We start from the raw sequence: 22870 nt of genomic DNA, 5'->3' as shown, positions 1-22870 counted from the left end.
GTGCGACACATGTTCACCAAGCTCGGAAGCCTCGCCGCCGTCGCGATGCTCGCCTTCACCGTGGCCCAGCCCGCCCAGGCCACCCAGCACAGCGAAGGCGCACAGCGGGCCGCCGCGGTCGAGCCCGCGTACTTCGAGATGACCGACATCACCCGGAGCACGTTCGTCGTGAAGCTGGTGGAGGAGCGCGAGATCCAGCACGCCAGGGACCTGGTGAGCGGCGCCACCGACGACGAACCGCACGTCGTCGGCAGGATCAAGAAGTACCCGGCCCCGTACAACACGGGCTGGAGCTACCACTTCGACCCGACGTCGGTGCACTTCTTCAACTACGCCATCGAGGTCTGCGACGCGACGGTGCCGTACGTCGAGGACCACCTCGACGAGGCCGGCGGCGCCTTCCTGCCCGGCCTCTACTTCTGCCCCTGGACCTCGAAGCTCGTACGTGAAGTTCCCGCCCCGTAAGGGCGGTTGACCGGCTCGATCGAAGGGCGGCACCCCGGCCGGGGTGCCGCCCTTCCCCATCACGGCAGCCGCCCCTCCCGGTTGACCTCCCTGACCCGGGCCCTCAGCACCTCCCCCAGCGGGGCCGGGCGCACGGACTCCGGCGGGCAGTCCCACTCCGCCCCACCGCCCGGCGGCCTCAGCTGTACGTACGGCCCGACGTGCCCCATCACGCGTCCCACCCGCCCGTCCCGGGTGTCCACCGCGAACGACCCGGGCTCGGGCGCGCACGGCTGGAGCCCCTCACCCGCCATGACCGGCCGGCCCCTGCGCCTCCAGCACCGCACTCAGCCGCAGCGCCGTGTCGATGTTGCACCGGCCGAGGTCGACCAGCGGCGACACCGGGTCGCTCCCCGCGCACGACACGGGGTCGATCCGCAGCGACGGCAGCGTGATCCCGACGCCCGCGAAACCCTCCCTCAGCCGCGCCACCGCATCCTCCGCCGCCCGCACTCTGCCCTCCGCCGCCCTGCGCCGTTCCTTGATCGTCATGATCCATTCCTTTCCACGCTGAGTAATGACAATGCATACTCAGCGTGGCCAAAGCGCGGCTAGCCTGGAAGAGGCGCAGAACCAACAACCGCACGTGTGTCACAGGGAGTTGCCATGCCGGGCCCCAAGAAACTCGATCCCTCCTCCTCCCCGCGCGCGCTACTCGGCGCCGAACTCCGCCACAGGAGGGAGCACGAAGGCCTCTCCCAGGAGGAGCTGGGCCTCCCACTGTTCGTCAGCGGCTCCTTCATCGGACAGCTGGAGTCCGGTACGCGCCGGATGCAGGTGGATCAGGCCCAGAAGCTGGACGAGATCCTCAGGGCGGACGGGTTCTTCGTACGCAACTGCGCCGCTCTGAAGAAGTCGAAGTACCCGGACCACTTCGCGGAAGCGGCCGACGCGGAGGCCGTTGCGAAGAGGATCAAGGAGTACGCGCCCCAGCTGATCCCGGGGCTGTTGCAGACGGAGGCATACGCGCGAGCGGTGTTCAGGGCGTACCAGCCGACCGCCCCGAAAGACGTCATCAACGATCTGGTCGGACCGCGACTGGAACGAGCGCAGCTCCTGGACGATCCAACAACGCCGTTGTTTTGGGCGGTTCTGGACGAGGCAGTGTTACGTCGACAGGTCGGCGGCGCGGCAGTGATGGCCGAGCAACTCCGGCACATCCTGAAGCTGGCACGCGAACACCGGATCATCGTGCAGGTGCTGCCGTTCAGCGTGGGCGCCCATATGGCCATGGAAGGTCAGCTCAAGCTGATGTCCTTCGAGGACGCGCCACCGCTTGCCTACATTCAGGGCGTGGGCACAGGGACGTTGCACGATGAACCGGCCACCGTCAGGCACTACGAACTGACTTACGATCTGGTGGTGGCCGACGCATTGTCACCGGAATTGTCGCTGGCTCTGATCGAGTCGGTGGCGGAGGATTACGCCCATGAAGATCAGCAGCTCTGACTACGACCTGTCCACAGCGACTTGGCACAAGTCGTCCTACAGCGGCGGCAGTGGCGGAGACTGCCTGGAAGTCGCGACCTGGCGGAAGTCCACCCACAGCGGCGGCGACGGAGGCGACTGCCTCGAAGTGGCCGACGGCCACCCCGGCATCGTTCCCGTGCGTGACTCCAAGGTGGCCGAGGGCCCGACGCTCGTGTTCCGGGCCCCGGCCTGGGCCTCGTTCATCGCGGACCTCAAGCGCGCCTAGCGAGAAGGGGGCTGAAACCCCTTCACGCCCAACTGGTCGGTCAAGGACGACCTTGAGCAGGTGCTCGGCGACCCGACATGCGTCGTGGAACGCCAAGCACCGCCGTCCACGCACTCGATCGGGTGGACGTTTCCGGCCATAAATGCGGTTTGGGTGAAAAATGCCCCACCCGAACGCGATCATTCGGCAGTGATCTCCTCAATTCGGACGGCCCACCGTCCCAAGTCACTGCTCCCGGCCGGACTCGGCCTGCTCACCGTGCTGTCCTTGCTGCCCGCGGTCCCGGCCGCGGCCGCCACCGCACCCGCCGCAGCGCCCGTCAAGGCTGATGTGTCGCCGCGTGCGGTGACCACTGCCGAGCGCAGGACCGCCGCGCACCTCGACTCGCTGCGGAACAGGCCCGCGCGGCTGAAGGCCTTCTTCAAGGCCCTGCCGAAGGGAGGTGACCTCCACAACCACCTGTCGGGCGCGGCCGCGACCGAGTATCTGATCAAGCTCGCGGTCGAGAAGGGGCTGTGCATCGACGCAACGATGACGGCTGTTGCACCACCGTGCGGACCGGGCACCAGGCCCGCCGCCGACTCGCAGACGGACGCCGCGTTCCGGCAGGAGATCATCCGGGCCTGGTCCATGCAGGACTTCCCGGCCGATCAGTCCGGGCACGACCACTTCTTCGACACGTTCAACAAGTTCGGCCTGGCGACCTGGGACCGCGGCAAGCTCCTCGCCAATGTGGCCGACACCGTGGTGAAGCAGAACCAGTTCTATCTGGAGACCATGGTCACCCCCGCGTCGGACAGCGCCAGGGCGCTTGCCGAAGCCGTGGGTTACGACCCCGACTTCGCCGCCTTCCACCGCAAGCTCCTGGCCGGCGGGAAGCTCGACCGGGTCGTGGACGAGGCGGTCGAGGAGGCCGACGACTCCAACGCCCAGTTCCGCGCGACCGCGCACTGCGACACCACGCACCCCGCCCCGGGCTGCCGGCTCCCCGTCAGGTGGATCTCCCAGGTGTCCCGGGGCAGCACCCCGGCACGGGTGTTCACCCAGATCGCGGTCGGCATGCGGCTGGCCGAGCGCGACCCGAGGTTCGTCGCGGTCAACCTCGTACAGCCCGAGGACTGGGACAGCTCGCTGGCCAACTACAGCCTCCAGATGCGGATGCTGAAGTACCTGCGCGGGCAGTACCCCGGCGCCCACCTCACCCTGCACGCCGGTGAGCTGGCCCCCGGCCTGGTCAAGCCCGAGGACCTCACCTTCCACATCCGCGAGGCCGTACTCGTCGCCGGAGCCCAGCGCATCGGACACGGCGTGGACCTGGTCCACGAGGACGACTGGCGGCAGCTCGCCCGGACGATGGCGCGGCGCCACATCGCGGTCGAGGTGCCCTTCTCCAGCAACAAGCAGATCCTCGGCATCTCGGGTGCCGAGCACCCGTTCAACGCCTACCGCCGCTACGGGGTTCCCATCGTCCTGTCCACCGACGACCCGGGCGTCTCGCGGATCGACATCAGCCACGAGTACCAGTACGCCGCGAAGACGTACGACCTCGGCTACACCGAGTTGAAGGACCTCGCGCGCGCCTCGCTGGAGTACGCGTTCCGTAACGGCCGCAGCCTGTGGGCCACCGACTCCTCCCGCTCCGGCTACCGCCTGGTCGCCGCCTGCCGGGGCAACCGGCCGGGCACCGCCCACCCGACCGCGCGCTGCGCCGACTACCTCTCCGACAACCCGAAGGCCGCCACGCAGTGGCGCCAGGAGACGGCGTTCGCCACCTTCGAGAGCCGTCACCGGTAACTGCACAAGCACGCGTACGGGCCCGGGGCTTGAGCCCCGGGCCGTACGTACGCCTGCCGTCCGGCTACCGGGCAGAATCGGCGTCGTAGTCGTGCCGGGCCACCTCGACCTTGTCGAGGTTGGTGGAGGCCCATTCCGCGAGGCTCGCGAAGAGCGGAGCGAGGCTGCGGCCGAGCTCGCTGATCTCGTACTCGACCCGAGGGGGGACCTCCGGGTAGTAGGTGCGCACGACCATGCCGTCGCGTTCGAGTTGCCGCAGCCGCTGGGTCAGCACCTTCGGCGTGATCCTGGCGATCCGTCGTTCCAGCTCGACGAACCGCTGCCGGCCGTGCATGTTGAGCGTCCACAGGATCGGTGTGGTCCACCGGCTGAACACGATGTCCACGACCGGGGCGATCGGACAGGCGAGTTCCGGATCGGTCGGCGCGGACTTCATCCAGGTTGCACTGTCAGTCATACGGATCCCCCGGCATAGTCACTTTCCTATAGGTACCTACTATACCGGCGGTGTTAGCTTCAGCGGGTCGCAGCGAGGTCACCCCGCCCCGCGACGTTCTCGCCCACTCGGGCGTGAACAACCACCCTGAAATGACACGGGAGTTAGGCATGATCGTAGTGACCGGACCGACCGGCAACGTTGGCCGACCGCTCATACAGGCACTCACAGAGGCCGGTGAGCAGGTGACGGCGGTGTCCCGAAGCGTCTCGGACACGGCCGTACCGAAGGGCGTACGGCACCGCCAGGCCGACTTGGCCGATCCCGAGAGCCTGCGCCCCGCTTTCGACGGCGCTGACGCACTGTTCCTGCACGACACCGGCGCCGGTGCTCACCTGCTGAGCCCACGGGACATCCTCGACGTCGCGAAGGCCGGCGGAGTGGGGCGGGTCGTGCTGCTGTCCTCCCAAGGGGTGGCAACCCGACCTGAGTCGGCCTCCCACGGAAGCGTGGGGCTGTCCATCGAGGACGCCGTACGGCAGTCGGGCATGGACTGGACGATCCTTCGGCCCGGCGGCTTCGCCTCCAACGCGTACGCCTGGGCCGAGTCGGCCCGCGCCCGGCGGACCGTCACCGCGCCGTTCGGTGACGTCGGCCTGCCGGTCGTCGATCCGGCCGACATCGCCGAGGTGGCCGCCATGGCCCTGCGCGCGGACGGTCACGCCGGGAAGGTCTACGAGTTGACCGGACCCGCCCTCAGCACGCCCCGCCAGCGGGCCGAGGCGCTCGGCGCCGCGCTCGGCGAGCCGGTCCGGTTCATCGAGCAGACCCGCGACGAAGCCCGTGCGCAGATGCTGCAGTTCATGCCCGAGCCCGTGGTCGAGACCACCCTTGCCATCCTCGGCGAGCCCAAGCCCGCCGAGCAGCGGATCAGCCCCGACGTCGAGCAGGTTCTCGGCCGGGCGCCCCGCGCCTTCGCCGACTGGGCCCGGCGCAACATCGCCGCCTTCCGGTAGGGCGCGCGCAAGGCCCCCGACCGAAGAAACCGCCCCGTGCCGGAAAGGACGTTCCCGGCACGGGGCGGCTGCTCGACCGGCCGAAGTGCCCCTAGCCGAGCCGCTCCAGAATCCACTGGGAGGGGCCCGCGTCGGGGGTGAGGACCGCGCGGCTGCCCTCCGTGGTCAGGAAGGCCGCCCCTCCCCGGCCGAGCGCGATGGGGGCCGGTCCTCCTCCGGGTTCACCCAGGACCGCCCACTCGTCGGGCCGGTTGCCGCACTGCTCGACGTACACGGCCGGCGGGTAGATCCGGACCGGCGAGAGCGCCAGGCAGCGCTCCTCTCCGCGCGCCTCGACGATCCGGACCAAGCCGTCGCCCAGGTTGCGGATCTCCCAGACGGTGCCGGGGTTGCAGGGCTCGATGTGGCCGCCCAGCGGACCTTCACCGCCCGCCAGACACGCGCCGGAACGCGCGTCACGGATGAAGTACGCACCGTCATCGGCCGCCTGGGCGGGGGTCGCCAGCGCCGCCACGGCGACGGCCGACACGGCGAGGGAGAGGAACGAACGAATACGCACGGGACTCCTCGTACGAGAGAAAGAGTGGGGGGACGGGCCCGGAGCGGCCCGGCGCCTCAAGATCACAAACATGTGCGTCCGCCCGCACGCTCCCCGGGCTCCCGGCCCGGCTTTCCACCTCAACAGCGGCGGCGCACGCGAATCACGCACGGCGCACTCACACCGCCCCCGCACGCCCCCACCAGGCGGAATTCCCCGGAGCTCAAGCCGCGAAGTCCGAGCGCTCTTTCCGAGGAACGGGAGGTGGGCCACTTCCCACCCACCCTCCCTGCCTGGTGAGTTGACTTTTCGTGACCGACTTGCCACGGATGGTGGCAACGCTCTAGCGTTCCGAATAACGAACAACCCCTGCCGGTGCTGGAACACCGGACAGGGGTCTGACCACTTCGATCGACAGGAGCTCGATCTGTTGGCTGTCAGTCAGCTTAGTGCCGCCCCGTGCGCACCGCACGTACCCCCGCACACACCCCCGCACCCGATGGCCAACCCGGGTTACGGCAAGCGGTCCGCGCCCGCCCAACACCCCCGCAGCGACCGCGATTTCGCGCATCTGCCGCCGCGCGAGGCGTCCATCGCCGCGTACATCGACCGGCTGCCCGACGGTGCCGACATCTCCGTGAAGACGCTGGCGAAGGTCCTCCCGTACGGACAGTGCGCCCTGCGGACCGCCCTCAACCGGCTTCAGGACGCCGGGCATCTGCGGCGCGGCAGCGAGTGCATCGCCAATGACGAGGCCCTGCTCTGGGTGACGCGTACGTTCTTCTCCCGCACCGCGCGCGACGACGCCTGGTGGGCGGCGTTCACCAGGGGCGACGTACCGCCGGAGCGACGGCAGCACCAACACCCCACCCGCTCCCGGGCGTTCGTACTGCTGGCCGCACTGGGCCGTACCGTACCCGCCCTCACCCTCTCGGCGGCGGACTGCGCGGCGCTGGAACCGCAGGTCACCGACTGGTTCGAGCGCGGCGCCACGGAGGCGGAAGTCCTGCACGCCCTCACCGACGGCCTCCCCACCCCCGTCCACCACGCCGCCGCCCTCCTGCGCAGGCGGCTGACCGACAAGATGCCACCCGAACGGGTCGCTCCAGCCCCACAGCGCACGGTGTTGCGCGCCCTGGAATGCAGCGAATGCCGCGCACCCGGCAGCCCGGAGGCCCTGATCGGCGGCCGCTGCGGACCATGCCGGGGCAACCCGGCCGAGGCACCCGCCGGGCCGGACGGAACCATCCCGTCCACCGGCGTACGCACCCGCATGAGCGAGGTACGGGCGGCGATGATCCCCCGGACCGAGCGGAAACACCGCTGACCGGCAAACTCATCCGGCATGTCCGAAACCGGCTCCCACCAGGGAGTGGTTTGATCCGCTCCCCCCTTCAGGTCAGCTACTCCACGTGCTCTTCTGGGCGCTCACCGTAACTAACCCACTCAAAGGGGAGTGCCCATGTCCGAACCCACCCACGAGCAGATCGTCTCGGAGCTTCTCAGCAAGCCGCCCATCGCTCTCGCCCCCGGACCCCGTCTGGACGCCGAGCCGCACGGTGAACTCCCGCTGCCGCCCAGCACCGTGTGGGACCTGCCGGGCGGTACCGCCTGGGTGTACTACGGCGAGGGGCACACGGGTCTCACGCGGCCCGTGATCTTCGCCGACGGGTTCAACACCGGGCCGAGCAGCCTGGACTTCTCCTGGGAGATCATGGAGTTCGGCGACTACGCGCTCATCAGCGAACTCCGCCGCCGCGGACACGACGTCATCCTTCTCGGCTTCCATGAGCGCAGTGCGTCGATTCTGGACAACTCCAGGACCGCTCAGGCCGCGATCCTGCACGCCATCGCGGAGCGGCAGAGCAACACACCGCTGGCCGTCGGCGGGTTCAGCATGGGCGGGCTCGTGACCCGGCACGCGCTGGCCAAGATGGAGAGCCAGGGCATCGACCACCAGACCTCGCTCTACTTCTCGTACGACAGCCCGCACCGGGGCGCCTGGATCCCCATCGCGCTCCAGGCGTTCGCGCACTACATCAAGGATCTGGACAGCCGGTTCTCCGACCAGATCAACAGCCCGGCCGCGCGTCAGCTGCTGTGGCGGCACATCGACAGGTGGGACGGGACGCCGGACCAGAGCGACGAGCGCGCCGCGTTCCTCGCGGAGATGCGGGCCGTCGGCGAATGGCCGCACCGGCCGCGGCTGATCGGTGTCGCCAACGGCGTGGCCAATGGCACCGGCACCGATGTGCAGCCCGGTGAACTGGCCCTGGAGGGCAAGGGCCTGTCGGTCGTGGGCACCAAGCTCTACACCCAGGCCCCGGGCGACCACGAACTCGTGGCGAAGCTGCGGGTGGTGACGCTGAAGACCAACGAGGTGCACACGTCCGGACTCCCGTCGATCGACGGCGCGCCCGGCGGCTCGCTGGAAGGGTTCGGCATCCTCGCCGACGGGCTCAACGCCCTGAACCCCTTCCTCGGTTTCAAGACCGATGTGCGCATCCGCTCGCACTGTTTCGTACCGGCCGTCAGCGCGGTCGACGTCGGCGATCCGGACACGGACGAGGAGCTGTACAAGGACATCTCCGCACTCCCGCCGAATGCCAGTGGGCTCGACGACTTCAAACTCGCGTCCCGGAACGAGGGCCACACCCTCGTGACCGAGGAGCTCTGCACCTGGCTCCTCGACCGGCTCCCGTAGGGCGTCCCGCGCGCAGAACGACATCGGCCCCCGGGACCAGCTGGTCGGGGGCCGATGCGGCAAAGCTGTACAGGAACTACCGATCCGTCAGGATCAGAAGTCCATGTCACCGCCCGGCATGCCGCCCGGAGCGGCCGCAGAGGCCTTCTCCGGCTTGTCGGCGATGACGGCCTCGGTGGTGAGGAAGAGCGCGGCGATGGACGCGGCGTTCTGCAGGGCGGAGCGCGTGACCTTCGCCGGGTCGAGAATGCCCTCGGTGATCATGTCGACGTACTCGCCGGTCGCGGCGTTCAGACCGTGACCGATCGGCAGGTTGCGCACCTTCTCGACGACGACGCCGCCCTCAAGACCACCGTTGACGGCGATCTGCTTCAGCGGGGCCTCCAGCGCCAGCTTGACGGCGTTGGCGCCGGTCGCCTCGTCACCCGAGAGCTCCAGCTTCTCGAAGACGGCCGAGGCCTGGAGCAGAGCCACGCCACCACCGGCGACGATGCCCTCCTCGACGGCGGCCTTGGCGTTGCGCACCGCGTCCTCGATGCGGTGCTTGCGCTCCTTGAGCTCGACCTCGGTCGCGGCACCGGCCTTGATGACGGCCACGCCGCCGGCCAGCTTCGCGAGGCGCTCCTGGAGCTTCTCGCGGTCGTAGTCCGAGTCGGAGTTCTCGATCTCGGCACGGATCTGGTTGACGCGACCCTGGACCTGGTCGCTGTCACCGGCACCGTCGACGATCGTGGTCTCGTCCTTGGTGATGACGACCTTGCGGGCGCGGCCGAGCAGGTCGAGACCGGCGTTCTCCAGCTTGAGGCCGACCTCCTCGGAGATGACGGTGCCACCGGTGAGGATGGCGATGTCGCCGAGCATGGCCTTGCGGCGGTCACCGAAGCCCGGGGCCTTGACGGCGACGGACTTGAAGGTGCCACGGATCTTGTTGACGACCAGGGTCGACAGGGCCTCGCCCTCGACGTCCTCGGCGATGATCAGCAGCGGCTTGCCGGACTGCATGACCTTCTCCAGCAGCGGAAGGAGGTCCTTCACGTTGCTGACCTTGGAGTTGACGATCAGGATGTACGGGTCGTCGAGGGACGACTCCATGCGCTCCATGTCGGTGGCGAAGTACGCCGAGATGTAGCCCTTGTCGAAGCGCATACCCTCGGTGAGCTCCAGCTCCAGACCGAAGGTCTGGGACTCCTCGACGGTGATGACGCCTTCCTTGCCGACCTTGTCCATGGCCTCGGCGATGAGCTCGCCGATCTGGGTGTCGGCGGCGGAGATGGAGGCGGTCGAAGCGATCTGCTCCTTGGTCTCCACGTCCTTGGCCTGCTCCAGGAGGGCGGCGGAGACGGCCTCGACGGCCTTCTCGATGCCCCGCTTGAGAGCCATCGGGTTGGCGCCCGCGGCGACGTTGCGAAGGCCCTCGCGGACGAGAGCCTGGGCGAGAACGGTGGCGGTGGTCGTACCGTCGCCGGCGACGTCGTCCGTCTTCTTGGCGACCTCCTTGACCAGCTCCGCACCGATCTTCTCGTACGGGTCCTCCAGCTCGATCTCCTTGGCGATGGACACACCATCGTTGGTGATCGTGGGGGCGCCCCACTTCTTCTCAAGGACGACGTTGCGACCCTTGGGGCCAAGGGTGACCTTGACGGCGTCAGCGAGCTGGTTCATGCCGCGCTCGAGACCGCGCCGGGCCTCCTCGTCGAACGCGATGATCTTGGCCATGTGAAGTGGTCCTCCCGGACAGGGGTGGATTGCTCCGGACCGAGTGGCGCCCGCGACGGACGGCCTGCGTGCCCGGCGGTTCCTTGCCCCACCGGACCTGCGGGCCTCACCGGCCCGGTCCAAGTTCTGTCACTCTCACCTGGAGAGTGCTAACGCCAATGATTAGCACTCGACCCCCGAGAGTGCAAGCGCCTTCGAAGAAGGCTCGATGAGGGGCGGCGGTCGGGTGACGGGAGGGCGCAAGCGTCGGCCTCGGGGTGTGGACAACGAGAACCGCTCGCGGGCGGGCCCGGACTCGGACGCGCGGAGGGCCCGTACCCCTGGGCAGATTCTCGGGGTCCTCGCAACACCTGATGGCTTACGTGGTCGTCAGTAGATCACGCAGACGCTCGGCTGGAGTTTTCCAGCCGAGCGTTTTGCGTGGGCGGCCGTTGAGTTGCTGAGCGACGTGTTCGAGGTCTTCGGGGCTGTGCACGGACAGGTCGGTGCCCTTGGGGAAGTACTGCCGTAGCAGGCCGTTGGTGTTCTCGTTCGATCCGCGCTGCCAGGGTGAGTGCGGGTCGCAGAAGTAGACCGGAACACCGGTGGACACGGTGAACTGCTTGTGCGCGGCCATCTCGCAGCCCTGGTCCCAGGTCAGCGAGCCGCGCAGGTGCTCGGGAAGGGTCTGGATCAGGGGCACCAGCACGTCACGGACTTCCTCGGCGGTGTGCCCGCCGGGCAGGTGGCCGAGCATGACATAGCGGGTGGAGCGCTCGACCAGGGTGACGATCGCGCTCTCGTTGCGGGTGCCGACGATCAGGTCGCCTTCCCAGTGGCCGGGAACCGCCCGGTCTGCGACCTCGGGCGGCCGCTCGGAGATCATCACCATCTCGTCGACGAACCGGCGCGTTCGCTGGTCCGGGCTGCGGTGCGGCTTGCGGCGGGTGCGCCCGGTGCGCAGCGCTGCCGCGACTTCACGGCGCAGTCCGCCACGGGCCTGCACGTAGATCGCCTGGTAGATCGTCTCCGGACTCACGCGCATGCTCTCGTCGTCGGGGAACTCGGTGACCAGAGCGTGACAGATCTGCTCAGGTGACCACTGCTGCTGCAGCTTGTGGGCGACGTAATCACGCAGCGGACCGTCCGTAGCGAGCTTGGACGCCTTGGGCCTCGGACGGCTCTTCGCCCACGCCCGCTGTGCCCGGTGCGGCTGATAGACGCCCTCGACCGAATGGGCGTCGATCTCCCGCTTGACCGTGGAGGCCGGTCGGCTCAGCGCTCGCCCGATCGCCCGCAGCGATTGACCCTCACGACGCAAGTCAGCGATCAACTCCCGCTCCGCCACCGTCAGGAACCGGTGGTGCAGCTCGGCCTCGACCGCCGCAACGGACGGCTCCCGCGATGCGGCACTGGTGGTTGTCACACCGGTCTTGTAATCGATCCGGCGCCCGTCCGGGTGCAGGCGCGCGCCGTTGCTCTTCCTGATACCACGGTCCCAGTCCCGCGCAGTGCGTTCATGGACCCCGACCAGTGCCGCGGCCTCCCGCTGCCGGACCCCGGACGCGCGAAGCCTGTCGTACTCCACTCGCCCCGGATGCCCGGCCGCGCCCGGCTTCCCACGCCCACGCACGCCGGCTTTCCGCGCCCACCCGGCCGCCGTGTGACGGCTCACCCCGACCACCCGAGCAGCCCCCGCGACACTGCCGTTCTCCCGGTCCAGCGCCTCGAAGAACCTCACCTTCAAGCCCTCAAAATCCACGATCCCCGCAACTCCCTGAAGACCAGGGTGTTGCGGGGATCGCTAGAACCCGCCCTGGGGTACAGGCCCTCCGTGCGTGAGTAGTGTCGTTGGCCGACCGCGTCGAGCTCAGCCGACGGCGAGCTTGACCATGTCCGCCTGCGGCCCCTTCTGGCCCTGCGAGATCTCGAATTCAACTCGCTGACCCTCTTCGAGGGTGCGGTACCCGTCCATCTGGATCGCGCTGTAGTGGACGAAAACATCCGCACCACCGTCGACCGCGATGAAGCCGTACCCCTTCTCCGCGTTGAACCACTTGACGGTGCCCTGAGCCATGCCTAACTCCCCTATTACTGGCCCTTGCACAGGACCGCACTTCGCGGACCCGGGTCAGAACTCACCCCCCGACAGGAGAGGGTGCGTGCGCCGGAACGCGTCGACCGCGGCCGAATGTATCTGCCCAACTGCCCTCTGCAACAGGTCAATCGGACGAGAATTCTGGGAAGCACCGAACGCCCGAATATGAGGAATTCATGAGGTTCCTGGGCAAGTCGGGCCGGGCAAAGGCGACTTATGGCGCAAGGTGATGGAACACTTTGGCTGCTTCTTGTCGCGGCCGGGCGCATTCTCATATGCGGGCAGCACGGGCAGCTGGGGGGACTTCCCTCACTCTACCGCGCTCAACCATGCAGAATTGCCCCCTCCGCTTCTCTCGCAGAGGGGGCAATTCCGGTGACGCTGTGAAGTCGGCCGCCGATCGGCCGCGGGGTCAGCAGCCGCCCGCGACGGCCGGGATGATCGAGATGCCGGCGCCGTCCGGCGTGGCCGTCTCCAGCCCGCCCTCGAAGCGCACGTCGTCGTCGTTGACGTACACGTTCACGAAGCGGCGCAGCTTGCCCTGGTCGTCCAGGACGCGGGCGGCGATGCCCGGGTGGTTCCGCTCCAGGGACTCGATGACCTGGGAGAGGGTCGAGCCCTCGGCCGGGACCTCGGCCTGGCCGCCCGTGTAGGTGCGGAGGATGGTGGGGATGCGGACCTTGACGCTCATGGTGGGTGCCCTTCCTGAAGTCTCGGGTGGTCAGCTGGTGGCGAGGCCGGCGGCGCGGAACGCGTCCAGGCTCGGACGGATCGTCGCGGTCGCCTGCGAGGTGGCGGCCACCGCGTCCAGGGTCTTGAGGCCGTCGCCGGTGTTGAGGACGACGGTGGTCAGCGTCGGGTCGAGCAGACCGGCCTCGATCAGCTTCTTCGTCACGCCGACCGTCACCCCGCCCGCCGTCTCGGCGAAGATGCCCTCGGTGCGCGCCAGCAGCTTGATCGCGTCGACGACCTGCTCGTCGTCGACGTCCTCGACGGCGCCGCCGGTGCGGCGGGCGATGTCCAGGACGTACGGGCCGTCGGCCGGGTTGCCGATCGCCAGGGACTTGGCGATGGTGTTCGGCTTCTGGGGGCGTACGACGTCGTGACCGGCCTTGAAGGCGGTGGAGACCGGGGAGCAGCCCTCGGCCTGGGCACCGAAGATCTTGTACGGCCTGTCCTCGACGAGACCGAGCTTGATCAGCTCCTGGAGGCCCTTGTCGATCTTCGTGAGCTGCGAGCCGGATGCGATCGGGATGACGATCTGGTCGGGCAGCCGCCAGCCGAGCTGCTCGCAGATCTCGTACGCCAGGGTCTTGGAGCCCTCGCCGTAGTACGGGCGCAGGTTGACGTTGACGAAGCCCCAGCCCTCGCCGAGCGGGTCGCCGATGAGCTCCGAGCAGAAGCGGTTGACGTCGTCGTAGTTGCCCTCGATGCCGACCAGCTCACCGCCGTACACCGCGGCCATGACGACCTTGCCCTGCTCCAGGTCGTGCGGGATGAACACGCAGGAGCGGAAGCCGGCGCGGGCGGCGGCTGCGCCCACCGCACCGGCGAGGTTGCCGGTGGAGGAGCAGGAGAGGGTGGTGAAACCGAAGGCGCGGGCGGCCTCGACGGCGATGGCGACGACGCGGTCCTTGAAGGAGTGCGTCGGGTTGCCGGAGTCGTCCTTGACGTACAGGCCGCCGGTGACGCCCAGTTCGCGGGCGAGGTTGTCGGCCTTGACCAGCTTGGTGAAGCCGGGGTTGATGTTGGGCTTGTCCGCGACATCGGCGGGGACCGGCAGCAGCGGCGCGTAACGCCAGATGTTGTCGGGCCCGGCCTCGATGCGCTTCTTCAGCTCTTCGGGGGAGCCGCTCGGCAGGTCGTACGCCACTTCGAGCGGCCCGAAACATGACGCGCAGGCGAAAATGGGGCCGAGCTCGAAACGCTCGCCGCACTCGCGGCAGGAAAGCGCCGCGGCGGCACCGAGGTCGACGGTTTCGGCAGTGGCGTCTGCGGCGGATTCGGCATCGGCGGAAGCAGCCGCGTTCGCTGCGACGGTCTGGACAGCCATGATGGCGGAGGCCCTTTCTCCTCATCTTCCTTGCGGCGCATTTCGCCACAAGACGGAATTGGCACCTTCCCCACCGTGACCTCGCGGTCGGCGGGAGGGTTGCCGGGACTTCAACGGGCCGTTCCCTCAGTCCCTCTGGATGAGCGCTGTGGCACTGGATCATCGATCCAGGCATTTATTGGCGGACTGACCCCGACATGCGACGGCCATCCGCGTTGTTCAAGACTGTAACCGAAGCACCGGACAGTTGAGATAGTCGTCCGAACCGCGAGATGGATCACATACAGGGAGTATCGACCGTGCTGGAAGAGGTCGAGCGCTGGCTGACCAGGCGTTCCTGGTCGGCGGCCGACCGCCCGCTGGACCGCCTCCTGGCCGCCAAGGCCAGGGACCGGCGGCGCGGGAGCGTGAGCGTCGTACTGCCCGCGCTGAACGAGGAGGCGACGGTCGGCGAGATCGTCGCGACGATCCGGCGCGAGCTGATGGAGAAGGTCCGGCTGGTCGATGAACTCGTGGTGATCGATTCCGGTTCCACCGACGCCACCGCACGCGTGGCCCGGGAGGCCGGCGCCCGGGTGGTGCACCGGGACGCGATACTCCCCCGGATACCCGCCGTACCCGGCAAGGGCGAGGTGTTGTGGCGCTCGCTCCTGGTGACCGGAGGTGACATCGTCTGTTTCATCGACGCCGATCTGAAGGACTTCTCGGCGGACTTCGTCTCCGGCATCGTCGGGCCGCTGCTGACCGACCCGGACGTGCAGTTCGTGAAGGCGATGTACGACCGGCCGCTGGGCACTGATCCCGATGGGCTCGCCTCCGGCAGGACCGCAGGCCAGGGCGGTCGTGTCACCGAGCTGGTGGCCCGTCCGCTGCTCAATCTGCACTGGCCGCAGCTGGCCGGTTTCGTCCAGCCGCTGGGCGGGGAGTACGCGGTGCGCCGCTCGCTGCTGGAGCGGCTGCCCTTCCCCGTCGGTTACGGGGTGGAGCTGGGCCTCCTGGTCGACGCGCTGCACACGGTGGGTCTGGACGCGCTGGCCCAGGTCGACGTCGGGGTGCGCAAGCACCGCCACCAGGACGAACAGGCGCTCGGCCGGATGGCGGCGGCGATCTACCGGACCGCTCAACTCCGCTTGTCCCGCGGGCATTTGGTACGGCCTTCGCTCACCCAGTTCGAACGCGGCGAGGACGGCTTCGTCCCGCGCACCCATGCGGTGGACACCGAGGAGCGGCCCCCGATGCGCGAGATCGAGGAGTACGTTTCGCGCCGCGCGGCTTGACGTGGCCTGACTCGCACGTTTGGGCGGTTCGTGATCTGGCTAGATTCCGCAACATGGTCTCCGAGCACGAAGCCCAGTCCGATGCCCCGTCCCCTGTCGAGTCCGACGCCCAGGTTCTCGTCGCGTCCAACCGCGGCCCCGTGTCGTACACCCTCGCCACGGACGGAACGCTCGACACGAAGCGGGGCGGCGGCGGCCTCGTCTCCGGGCTGAGCGCCGTCAAGGACAAGCTGTGGGTGTGCGCCGCGCTCGGCGACGGGGACCGGGAGGCGGTGCGGCGCGGGGTCGGTGAGCAGGGTGTACGGATGCTCGACATCGACGCGGCCGTGCACGCCGACGCGTACAACGGCATCGCGAATTCGGTGCTCTGGTTCGTCCACCACATGCTGTACCAGACCCCGCTGGAGCCGGTCTTCGACGCGGAGTTCCGACGGCAGTGGGCATCGTTCGAGACGTACAACCGGGCCTTCGCCGAGGCGCTCGCCGAGGAGGCGGGGCGGGGCGCGGCGGTGCTGGTGCAGGACTACCACCTGGCGCTGGTGCCCGGCATGCTCCGCGAGCTCCGCCCCGACCTGCGGATCGGCCACTTCTCGCACACCCCGTGGGCGCCCGTGGACTACTTCCGCCTGCTCCCCGACGACATCGCCGAGCAGCTGCTGCGCGGCATCCTGGGCGCCGACCGGGCGGCCTTCCTGACCCGGCGCTGGGCGGACGCCTTCGTCGGCTGCTGTACGGAGATCCTGGGCGGCACCGGCCGGACCAGGGTCGGGGTGCACGGGCTCGGCGCGGACGAGGGCTTCCTGCGCGGACGGGCGCACGAGGCGGATGTCGACGAGCGGATGGCGGCGCTGCGGGAGCAGATCGGACCCGGGCGGAGGACAATCGTGCGGGTGGACCGGACGGAGCTGTCCAAGAACATCGTGCGCGGGCTGCTGGCGTACCGCGCGCTTCTCGAAGAGCGCCCCGAATGGCGCGAGCGCGTCGTCCATGTCGCCTTCGCGTACCCCTCGCGGCAGGACCTGGCGGTGTACCGGGACTACACGGCCGAGGTGCAGCGGGTCGCCGACGAGATCAACGCCGTGTACGGGACGGCGGGCTGGACGCCGGTCGTGCTCCACGTCAAGGACGACTTCGCCCGCTCGCTCGCGGCGTACCGGCTGGCCGACGTAGCGCTCGTCAACCCGATCCGTGACGGTATGAACCTGGTCGCCAAGGAGATCCCGGTCGTCTCCGACCACGGCTGCGCGCTGGTGCTGTCGCGGGAGGCGGGGGCGTACGAGGAGCTGGGCAGCGACGCGGTCGTGGTGAATCCGTACGACGTGTCGGCGACGGCGGCGGCGCTGCACGAGGCGCTGACGATGGCGGACGACGAGCGGGCCGAGCGTACGCAGCGGCTGGCCGCGGCGGCGGTGGCGCTGCCGCCGCAGCAGTGGTTCCTGGACCAGCTGGACGCGTTGCGGCGGGAGTGAGCGGGGCCGGAGCCGTACGGCCGGAGCCGCTCGGTCAGAGCCGCTCGGCCAGAGCTGCGAGGAAGCCGACGACGGCTGCCGGGCCGTTCAGCAGCAGATCGGCCCGTTCGGCCAGTTCGGGCACTTCCGCACTGCCGCTGCAGACCAGCAGGCCGGGGATGCCGTCTGGGCCCTCGGTGCGGAGCTTCTCCACGGCGGCGTACGCGGCGAGGTCGCCGAGGTCGTCGCCCGCGTACAGGACGGACCCGGCACCCGTCTCCCGTACGTACCGGGCGAGCGCCACGCCCTTGTCCATGCCGGGCGGGCGCAACTCCAGGACCAGGCGGCCCGGTTCGACGATCAGCCCGTGCCGGGCGGCGAGCTCGCCGAGAGGGCCGCGCAGGGCCTCGAACGCGGCCTGCGGGTCGGCGGCGCGGCGGGTGTGGACGGCGAGGGCCTGGCCCTTCTCCTCTATCCACGTGCCGTGCCATGAGTCGAACTTGTCGAGCACGCCCGGGAGTTCCGCGCGGACCGCGGCGATACCGGGGTGCGGGGCGGGGGCATGGACGGTGCCGGAGACGGCGTCCCAGCGTTCGGCGCCGTAGTGGCCGAGGACGACGAGGTGGTCGAGCCCCCGCACCCCGGCGAACCCGCCGTGCCGGACCGCGACGCCGGCCGGGCGGCCGGTGATCACCGCGACGGAGGCCACTTTCGGCGCGAGCGCGGCGAGTGCCTCCACGGCGCCGGGGTAGGCGCGGGCCTGTTCCGGGTCCGGCACGATATCGGCGAGCGTCCCGTCGAAATCGAGCGCGATGACGGCCCGGTCGGGGTGCGCGAGGATCGCGGCGAGGGCTTCTTGGCCGGGTGGGGTGGTGGGGGTCGGGAGCGCGGACGAGGGGGTGGACGGGGGGTCGCTCGGTGCGGGTGCTTCCGGGTTGCTGCCCATGAATGGAGCCTATAGCGGGGGCCGGGGATTGGGGGGGGCGCCTGCGGCGGGCCTGTTCCCCACCCCGCCCCTTCCCGTAACCGGGGCTCCGCCCCGGACCCCGCGCCTCAAACGCCGGCGAGGCTGGAATTCACGCCGCACTCGGCACAATTCATGCCGCCCCGGGCACGATCAAGCCCCTCCGGCGATTGAGGAGCGGGGGTGCGGGGGCAGAGCCCCCGGAAACGCCCGCCGCGCGGGGGGCACCCCTCAGCGGCGTCCCCGCCTCGCGTCCCGCACTCGACGCAGGCGGTTCACCGTGACCGGGTCCTCCTCCAGCGCGCGGCGGTCGTCCAGGAGCGCGTTGAGGAGTTGGTAGTAGCGCGTGGGCGAGATGCCGAGCTGCTCGCGGATCGCCCGCTCCTTCGCCCCTGGCCCGGCCCACGACTGCCGTTCGACGGCGAGCACGGCACGGTCGCGGTCGGAGAGGCCGTCGGGGCCATTCGGGGGAGCGGTCATATCAGCCAACATAACGCCCCCGCGCGCGTCCTACTCCGCGTCCTCCGCCGCCGTCGCATCCTGCGCGATCCGCCCCAGCACACTCTCGGGGCTCCCGCTCGGCGCGACCGCGTCGCCGATGTTCTCCTTGATCGACTCGCTGGCCCGGGCCCAGGACGTCTTGCCGAACGGGTAGAACTCCGAGTTCGGCAGCGCGTCCAGGAACTTCCACAGCGGCTTGTACTCGGGGTCCGACTCCATCGCCGCGGAGGCGCTGTCGGTGACCGGCAGCAGGCCGTACTCGTCGGCGAAGGCGATGACGTTCTTGTCGGTGAACAGATAGTCGAAGAACTTGCCCGTCTCCACCCGGTGGCCGCGCTGCTTGAATCCCATGATCCAGTCGGCGACGCCCATCGACCCCTTCGTGGGACCGCTGATGCCCGGCAGCGGAACCATGCCGACGGAGACGCCCTTCTCCTCGGCCTCCTGCATCAGCGTCGGGTGGCCGTTCAGCATGCCGACCTCGCCGCGCGTGAACGCGTCGAACGCCTTGGCCCGGTCGAGCTTTCCGGGGGCGACGGGGCCCACGAGGCCCTTGTCGACCAGGTTCGTCTTCAGCCAGTCGAACGTCTTGATGTTCTCGGCCGAGTCGATCTCGTACGAACCGACGTCATCGATGTAGCCGCCGTCCCCGCTGAGCATCCACATCAGGGTCTCGGCCTGGGACTCCTCCGGACCGAGCGGCAGCGCAAACGGATACTTCACACCGCGCTGCTTGAGCACCGACGCGTCGGCGCGTATGTCGTCCCAGGTCTGCGGGGCGTCGAGGCCCGCCTGGGTGAAGTACTTCTTGTTGTAGAAGAGCAGCCGGGTGCTGGCGACGAACGGCAGTCCGTACTGGGTCTGGTCCACGCTGCCCGCGTCGGCCAGGCGCGGCAGGAAGTTCGCCTGGGTGGGGATGGTCAGCATCTCGTCGGCCCGGTAGAGCTTGCCGGCCCTGGCGTAGTCGGCGTACGCGCCGATCTGGGCGACGTCGGGGGCCTGCCCCGCCTTCACCATCTCGGCGACCTTGCGGTCGACGTCCTTCCACGAATAGACGCTGACGTCGACCTTGATGCCGGGGTGGGACGCCTCGAAGCCCTCCGCGAGCGTGGCCCAGTACTTCTTGGAGCTGTTGGCCGCGCTGCTGCCGTAGTCGGCCGCGACGACCTTGAGGGTGACATCACCCGACCCGCTCCCGTCGCTGCTGCCGCAGCCCGACAACGTTGCCGTCAATCCCAGTGCGGCAACCGCCGCAGTCAGTCCCAAGTAGCGCCGCTGCACAGCCCAGTCCGTCCTCGTCCTTTGCGTCATCCGTGCCGGCCACGTCCTCGTGGGGTCCACCGGATGAGCTGTGATCCTCCCCCGAGTGTTCATCGGAGGTCTACACCACCGATGTATCGCTTTTGCAACGTCACCGGAAACCGCAGCCGGTTCGCGGGCGGCAGCATTGCCCTTGACCTGCGCCGACCGCTAAGTCAGCCTCGGGGCAAGGGACTTGATGGTCCAGACCTTCGCCCCGTCAGCACACCCTATCTTCCACATCGTTACCGTTCCCCGCCGACCCCCGCCGTTCCCCGCCACCCCTCGCCGTTCCTCGCCGTTTTTCGTCGCAAGGAGCCGTCCAGCACATCCCGTACCGCATCGCAGATTGCCACCCGGCCCGGCCGCCGACGGCGTTCCGCAGAAGCGGGGGCGGTGTTCGACGGGCGACCCGGACCACCCGCGCCACCTTTCGCGCAGCATGATCCTTTTCGCCCCGAGTCCGCCCGGACGGTTGGCCGAATCCACCATTGCGGGTCGCGGGCCCGATTTTGTATGGGTGCGCAACAAACCGCGATAGTGGACTAGACCTTTTGAGTTCCGCGGGCGAAACTGTTTCCCGTGAAACACGTCATCGCCCTCGATGTGGGCGGCACCGGAATGAAGGCCGCACTGGTCGGGGCCGATGGCGCCCTGCTGTACGAGGCGCGGCGGGCGACCGGCAGAGAGCGCGGCCCCGACGCCGTCGTGGAGTCGATACTGACGTTCGCCGCGGATCTGCGGGCGTACGGCGAGGAGCACCTCGGCGAGAGCGCCGTCGCGGCCGGTGTCGCCGTGCCCGGCATCGTCGACGCCGAGAACGGGATCGCGGTCTACGCCTCGAACCTGGGCTGGCGCGACGTGCCGATGCGGGAGCTGCTCGGCGAGCGGCTCGGCGGTGTCCCCGTCGCACTCGGCCACGACGTACGCACCGGCGGGCTCGCCGAGGGCCGGATCGGCGCGGGCAGGGGCGCCGACCGATTCCTCTTCGTGCCGCTCGGCACCGGGATCGCCGGGGCGATCGGCATCGCGGGCACCATCGAGTCCGGCGCGCACGGGTACGCGGGCGAGATCGGCCACATCGTGGTCCGCCCGGACGGCCCGGAGTGCGGCTGCGGTCAGCGCGGCTGTCTGGAGACCCTGGCGTCCGCGTCCGCGGTGACCCGGGCCTGGGCCGCCGCGTCCGGCGATCCGACAGCGGACGCCGCGGACTGCGCGAAGGCCGTGGAGTCGGGCGACCCGGCGGCCGTCGAGGTCTGGCGCAACGCGGTCGACGCGCTCGCCGCCGGGCTGGTCACCGCACTGACCCTGCTCGACCCCGGCACGCTCATCATCGGTGGCGGACTCGCCGAAGCAGGGGAAACGTTGTTCACACCACTCCGTGCGGCCGTCGAGGAACGCGTCACGTTCCAGAAAGTGCCCCACATCGTCCCGGCGGCCCTCGGGGACACCGCCGGATGCCTGGGCGCAGGGCTGCTCGCCTGGGATCTACTCTCCACGGAGGTATCCGCCTGATGGCCGGACGCGCAGACAGCACAGTTCTCGCAGGTGCCCGGGTGGTTCTTCCCACCGGGACCATCGAGAACGGCCGGGTGATCGTCGAGGGCACCCGGATCGCGGGCAGTGCGGCGGAGAGCGCCAGGACCGTCGACCTGAGCGGCCACTGGGTGGTCCCGGGCTTCGTCGACATGCACAACCACGGCGGTGGCGGCGCATCCTTCACCTCCGGCACCGTGGACGAGGTCCTCACCGGCATCCGCACCCACCGTGAGCACGGCACCACCACCCTGGTCGCCTCCACCGTCACCGGCGAGATGGACTTCCTCGCCCACCGGGCCGGCGTCCTGTCCGAGCTGGTCGAGCAGGGCGACCTGGCCGGCATCCACTTCGAGGGGCCGTTCATCTCGCCGTGCCGCAAGGGCGCGCACAGCGAGGACCTGCTGCGCCACCCGGACCCGGCCGAGGTCCGCAAGCTGATGGACGCGGCGCGCGGCACGGCGAAGATGTTCACGCTCGCCACCGAACTCCCGGGCGGCATCGAGTCCGTACGACTGCTCGCCGAGCACGGGGTGATCGCCGCGATCGGGCACACCGACGCGACGTACGAGCAGACCGTCGAGGCCATCGAGGCGGGCGCCACAGTCGCCACCCACCTCTACAACGCGATGCCCGGCCTCGGCCACCGCACGCCCGGCCCGATCGCGGCCCTGCTGGAGGACGAGCGGATCACCGTCGAGCTGATCAACGACGGTACGCATCTGCACCCCGCCGCCCTGGAGCTGGCCTACCACCACGCGGGCGCCCACCGCGTCGCGCTGATCACCGACGCCATGGACGCGGCCGGCTTCGGCGACGGCCGGTACCAGCTCGGCCCGCTCGCGGTCGAGGTCAAGGACGGCGTCGCGCGGCTGGTCGAGGGCGGCTCGATCGCGGGCTCCACGCTCACCCTGGACACCGCGTTCCACCGGGCCGTGACCATCGACCGGATTCCGGTCGTCGATGTCGTGCAGTCCATCTCCGCCAACCCGGCACGGCTGCTCGGCGTGTACGACAAGGTCGGCTCGCTGGAGCCGGGCAAGGACGCGGACCTGGTGGTCCTGGACGCGGACTTCGCGCTCAAGGGCGTCATGCGCAAGGGCGACTGGATCGTCGAGCCCCGGATCGGCTGATCCCCGGATCGGCTGGTACGACCCGTTATTGACGGTGGGTCGCATGCGTAACGAAGAGACGGCGGTTGGTCCGGAGGTCTGGGCCGATCGCCGCCTCTTTGGCATGATCGCCTGGGAAAGAGGCAGAGAAAGCGCATTCCCTCCAAGGATTCGCGCTTCGGAGCAGGGATCGAGGGAG

General features: G+C 69.4%; 23 protein-coding genes and 1 riboswitch. Of the genes, 11 read left to right on the top strand and 12 right to left on the bottom strand.

The window, feature by feature from the left end:
* Positions 1-9 precede the first annotated feature (9 nt).
* Positions 10-465 carry a BP74-related protein gene (locus OG507_RS22950; RefSeq protein ID WP_327372056.1) on the top strand — a complete coding sequence of 152 codons (456 nt, stop codon included), beginning with the start codon at positions 10-12 and terminating at the stop codon, positions 463-465.
* Between the two features lie 59 nt (positions 466-524).
* On the opposite strand, the gene OG507_RS22945 is transcribed toward OG507_RS22950, so the two are convergent.
* Entirely contained in the window at positions 525-758 is a 234-nt protein-coding gene (locus OG507_RS22945) for a hypothetical protein (RefSeq protein WP_327369065.1), read from the bottom strand.
* Positions 748-996, bottom strand: a complete 249-nt coding sequence (locus OG507_RS22940) for a hypothetical protein (RefSeq protein ID WP_442811004.1) — start codon at positions 994-996, stop codon at positions 748-750. Before OG507_RS22940 ends, OG507_RS22945 begins: the two co-directional genes overlap by 11 nt.
* A gap of 114 nt (positions 997-1110) precedes the next feature.
* Here OG507_RS22940 and OG507_RS22935 point away from each other — a divergent pair, with 114 nt between their 5' ends.
* The 3 genes from OG507_RS22935 (at position 1111) to OG507_RS22925 (ending at position 3994) form a co-directional block, all read left to right on the top strand.
* Positions 1111-1953 (top strand): helix-turn-helix domain-containing protein, encoded by an 843-nt coding sequence (locus OG507_RS22935; RefSeq protein ID WP_327369064.1) that lies wholly within the window; start codon positions 1111-1113, stop codon positions 1951-1953.
* Entirely contained in the window at positions 1934-2200 is a 267-nt protein-coding gene (locus OG507_RS22930) for a DUF397 domain-containing protein (protein WP_327369063.1), read from the top strand. Before OG507_RS22935 ends, OG507_RS22930 begins: the two co-directional genes overlap by 20 nt.
* A 189-nt stretch (positions 2201-2389) precedes the next feature.
* Positions 2390-3994, top strand: coding sequence for an adenosine deaminase family protein (locus tag OG507_RS22925; protein WP_327369062.1), 1605 nt, complete (start codon positions 2390-2392; stop codon positions 3992-3994).
* A gap of 64 nt (positions 3995-4058) precedes the next feature.
* On the opposite strand, the gene OG507_RS22920 is transcribed toward OG507_RS22925, so the two are convergent.
* On the bottom strand, positions 4059-4451 hold the full coding sequence (locus OG507_RS22920) for a winged helix-turn-helix transcriptional regulator (RefSeq protein ID WP_327369061.1): 393 nt from the start codon (positions 4449-4451) through the stop codon (positions 4059-4061).
* Between the two features lie 149 nt (positions 4452-4600).
* Here OG507_RS22920 and OG507_RS22915 point away from each other — a divergent pair, with 149 nt between their 5' ends.
* Positions 4601-5446 carry an NAD(P)H-binding protein gene (locus OG507_RS22915; protein WP_327369060.1) on the top strand — a complete coding sequence of 282 codons (846 nt, stop codon included), beginning with the start codon at positions 4601-4603 and terminating at the stop codon, positions 5444-5446.
* A gap of 91 nt (positions 5447-5537) precedes the next feature.
* On the opposite strand, the gene OG507_RS22910 is transcribed toward OG507_RS22915, so the two are convergent.
* A complete protein-coding gene (locus OG507_RS22910; protein WP_327369059.1) occupies positions 5538-6005 on the bottom strand; it encodes an RICIN domain-containing protein in 468 nt (155 codons plus the stop codon).
* A gap of 478 nt (positions 6006-6483) precedes the next feature.
* Between OG507_RS22910 and OG507_RS22905 the strand changes: the two genes are divergently transcribed.
* On the top strand, positions 6484-7311 hold the full coding sequence (locus tag OG507_RS22905; protein WP_327369058.1) for a hypothetical protein: 828 nt from the start codon (positions 6484-6486) through the stop codon (positions 7309-7311).
* Between the two features lie 135 nt (positions 7312-7446).
* On the top strand, positions 7447-8688 hold the full coding sequence (locus tag OG507_RS22900) for a hypothetical protein (RefSeq protein ID WP_327369057.1): 1242 nt from the start codon (positions 7447-7449) through the stop codon (positions 8686-8688).
* 93 nt (positions 8689-8781) lie between these two features.
* On the opposite strand, the gene groL is transcribed toward OG507_RS22900, so the two are convergent.
* The 5 genes from groL to thrC form a co-directional block, all read right to left on the bottom strand.
* Positions 8782-10404: a chaperonin GroEL gene (groL, locus tag OG507_RS22895; protein WP_327369056.1), complete on the bottom strand. Its 1623-nt coding sequence runs from the start codon at positions 10402-10404 to the stop codon at positions 8782-8784.
* Between the two features lie 358 nt (positions 10405-10762).
* Positions 10763-11971, bottom strand: a complete 1209-nt coding sequence (locus tag OG507_RS22890) for an IS30 family transposase (protein WP_442811097.1) — start codon at positions 11969-11971, stop codon at positions 10763-10765.
* Positions 11972-12253: 282 nt separating this feature from the next.
* Positions 12254-12460, bottom strand: a complete 207-nt coding sequence (locus OG507_RS22885) for a cold-shock protein (protein ID WP_003967346.1) — start codon at positions 12458-12460, stop codon at positions 12254-12256.
* A gap of 433 nt (positions 12461-12893) precedes the next feature.
* Positions 12894-13172: a MoaD/ThiS family protein gene (locus OG507_RS22880; RefSeq protein WP_266730791.1), complete on the bottom strand. Its 279-nt coding sequence runs from the start codon at positions 13170-13172 to the stop codon at positions 12894-12896.
* 30 nt (positions 13173-13202) lie between these two features.
* Positions 13203-14534: a threonine synthase gene (thrC, locus tag OG507_RS22875; RefSeq protein WP_327369055.1), complete on the bottom strand. Its 1332-nt coding sequence runs from the start codon at positions 14532-14534 to the stop codon at positions 13203-13205.
* 18 nt (positions 14535-14552) lie between these two features.
* Positions 14553-14680, bottom strand: a riboswitch (SAM riboswitch).
* 153 nt (positions 14681-14833) lie between these two features.
* Here thrC and OG507_RS22870 point away from each other — a divergent pair.
* Both OG507_RS22870 and OG507_RS22865 read left to right on the top strand, forming a co-directional pair.
* Positions 14834-15811: a glucosyl-3-phosphoglycerate synthase gene (locus OG507_RS22870; protein WP_327372054.1), complete on the top strand. Its 978-nt coding sequence runs from the start codon at positions 14834-14836 to the stop codon at positions 15809-15811.
* A gap of 53 nt (positions 15812-15864) precedes the next feature.
* Positions 15865-17280: an alpha,alpha-trehalose-phosphate synthase (UDP-forming) gene (locus OG507_RS22865; RefSeq protein ID WP_327369054.1), complete on the top strand. Its 1416-nt coding sequence runs from the start codon at positions 15865-15867 to the stop codon at positions 17278-17280.
* 34 nt (positions 17281-17314) lie between these two features.
* Here the strand turns inward: OG507_RS22865 and otsB are convergent, their stop codons facing one another.
* From otsB to OG507_RS22850, 3 genes are all read right to left on the bottom strand, one after another.
* Complete coding sequence (otsB, locus tag OG507_RS22860) at positions 17315-18205, bottom strand: trehalose-phosphatase (RefSeq protein ID WP_327369053.1); 891 nt, start codon at positions 18203-18205, stop codon at positions 17315-17317.
* A gap of 249 nt (positions 18206-18454) precedes the next feature.
* Positions 18455-18703, bottom strand: a complete 249-nt coding sequence (locus tag OG507_RS22855) for a DUF3263 domain-containing protein (protein WP_327369052.1) — start codon at positions 18701-18703, stop codon at positions 18455-18457.
* Positions 18704-18733: 30 nt separating this feature from the next.
* Positions 18734-20035: an extracellular solute-binding protein gene (locus OG507_RS22850; protein WP_327369051.1), complete on the bottom strand. Its 1302-nt coding sequence runs from the start codon at positions 20033-20035 to the stop codon at positions 18734-18736.
* 609 nt (positions 20036-20644) lie between these two features.
* On the opposite strand from OG507_RS22850, the gene OG507_RS22845 reads away from it, so the two are divergent.
* A complete protein-coding gene (locus OG507_RS22845; RefSeq protein ID WP_442811113.1) occupies positions 20645-21538 on the top strand; it encodes an ROK family protein in 894 nt (297 codons plus the stop codon).
* Complete coding sequence (gene nagA, locus OG507_RS22840) at positions 21538-22692, top strand: N-acetylglucosamine-6-phosphate deacetylase (RefSeq protein ID WP_327369049.1); 1155 nt, start codon at positions 21538-21540, stop codon at positions 22690-22692. The genes OG507_RS22845 and nagA overlap by 1 nt, the downstream gene beginning before the upstream one ends.
* Positions 22693-22870 lie beyond the last annotated feature (178 nt).

This window comes from Streptomyces sp. NBC_01217 (assembly GCF_035994185.1).
Lineage (GTDB): Bacteria > Actinomycetota > Actinomycetes > Streptomycetales > Streptomycetaceae > Streptomyces.
Note: the sequence above shows the minus strand (reverse complement) of the source record. Positions and strands in the feature narration are given on the sequence as shown.

Bases quoted from the DNA above. Each gene is read 5' to 3' on its own strand.
- OG507_RS22950 (WP_327372056.1), top strand. From the start codon at position 10: ATGTTCACCAAGCTCGGAAGCCTCGCCGCCGTCGCGATGCTCGCCTTC.
- OG507_RS22945 (WP_327369065.1), bottom strand. From the start codon at position 758: ATGGCGGGTGAGGGGCTCCAGCCGTGCGCGCCCGAGCCCGGGTCGTTC.
- otsB (WP_327369053.1), bottom strand. From the start codon at position 18,205: ATGGGCAGCAACCCGGAAGCACCCGCACCGAGCGACCCCCCGTCCACC.
- OG507_RS22865 (WP_327369054.1), top strand. From the start codon at position 15,865: ATGGTCTCCGAGCACGAAGCCCAGTCCGATGCCCCGTCCCCTGTCGAG.
- nagA (WP_327369049.1), top strand. From the start codon at position 21,538: ATGGCCGGACGCGCAGACAGCACAGTTCTCGCAGGTGCCCGGGTGGTT.
- OG507_RS22935 (WP_327369064.1), top strand. From the start codon at position 1,111: ATGCCGGGCCCCAAGAAACTCGATCCCTCCTCCTCCCCGCGCGCGCTA.
- OG507_RS22850 (WP_327369051.1), bottom strand. From the start codon at position 20,035: ATGACGCAAAGGACGAGGACGGACTGGGCTGTGCAGCGGCGCTACTTG.
- OG507_RS22930 (WP_327369063.1), top strand. From the start codon at position 1,934: ATGAAGATCAGCAGCTCTGACTACGACCTGTCCACAGCGACTTGGCAC.
- OG507_RS22905 (WP_327369058.1), top strand. From the start codon at position 6,484: ATGGCCAACCCGGGTTACGGCAAGCGGTCCGCGCCCGCCCAACACCCC.
- OG507_RS22940 (WP_442811004.1), bottom strand. From the start codon at position 996: ATGACGATCAAGGAACGGCGCAGGGCGGCGGAGGGCAGAGTGCGGGCG.
- OG507_RS22915 (WP_327369060.1), top strand. From the start codon at position 4,601: ATGATCGTAGTGACCGGACCGACCGGCAACGTTGGCCGACCGCTCATA.
- OG507_RS22920 (WP_327369061.1), bottom strand. From the start codon at position 4,451: ATGACTGACAGTGCAACCTGGATGAAGTCCGCGCCGACCGATCCGGAA.
- OG507_RS22885 (WP_003967346.1), bottom strand. From the start codon at position 12,460: ATGGCTCAGGGCACCGTCAAGTGGTTCAACGCGGAGAAGGGGTACGGC.
- OG507_RS22855 (WP_327369052.1), bottom strand. From the start codon at position 18,703: ATGACCGCTCCCCCGAATGGCCCCGACGGCCTCTCCGACCGCGACCGT.
- OG507_RS22900 (WP_327369057.1), top strand. From the start codon at position 7,447: ATGTCCGAACCCACCCACGAGCAGATCGTCTCGGAGCTTCTCAGCAAG.
- groL (WP_327369056.1), bottom strand. From the start codon at position 10,404: ATGGCCAAGATCATCGCGTTCGACGAGGAGGCCCGGCGCGGTCTCGAG.
- OG507_RS22880 (WP_266730791.1), bottom strand. From the start codon at position 13,172: ATGAGCGTCAAGGTCCGCATCCCCACCATCCTCCGCACCTACACGGGC.
- thrC (WP_327369055.1), bottom strand. From the start codon at position 14,534: ATGGCTGTCCAGACCGTCGCAGCGAACGCGGCTGCTTCCGCCGATGCC.
- OG507_RS22845 (WP_442811113.1), top strand. From the start codon at position 20,645: ATGAAGGCCGCACTGGTCGGGGCCGATGGCGCCCTGCTGTACGAGGCG.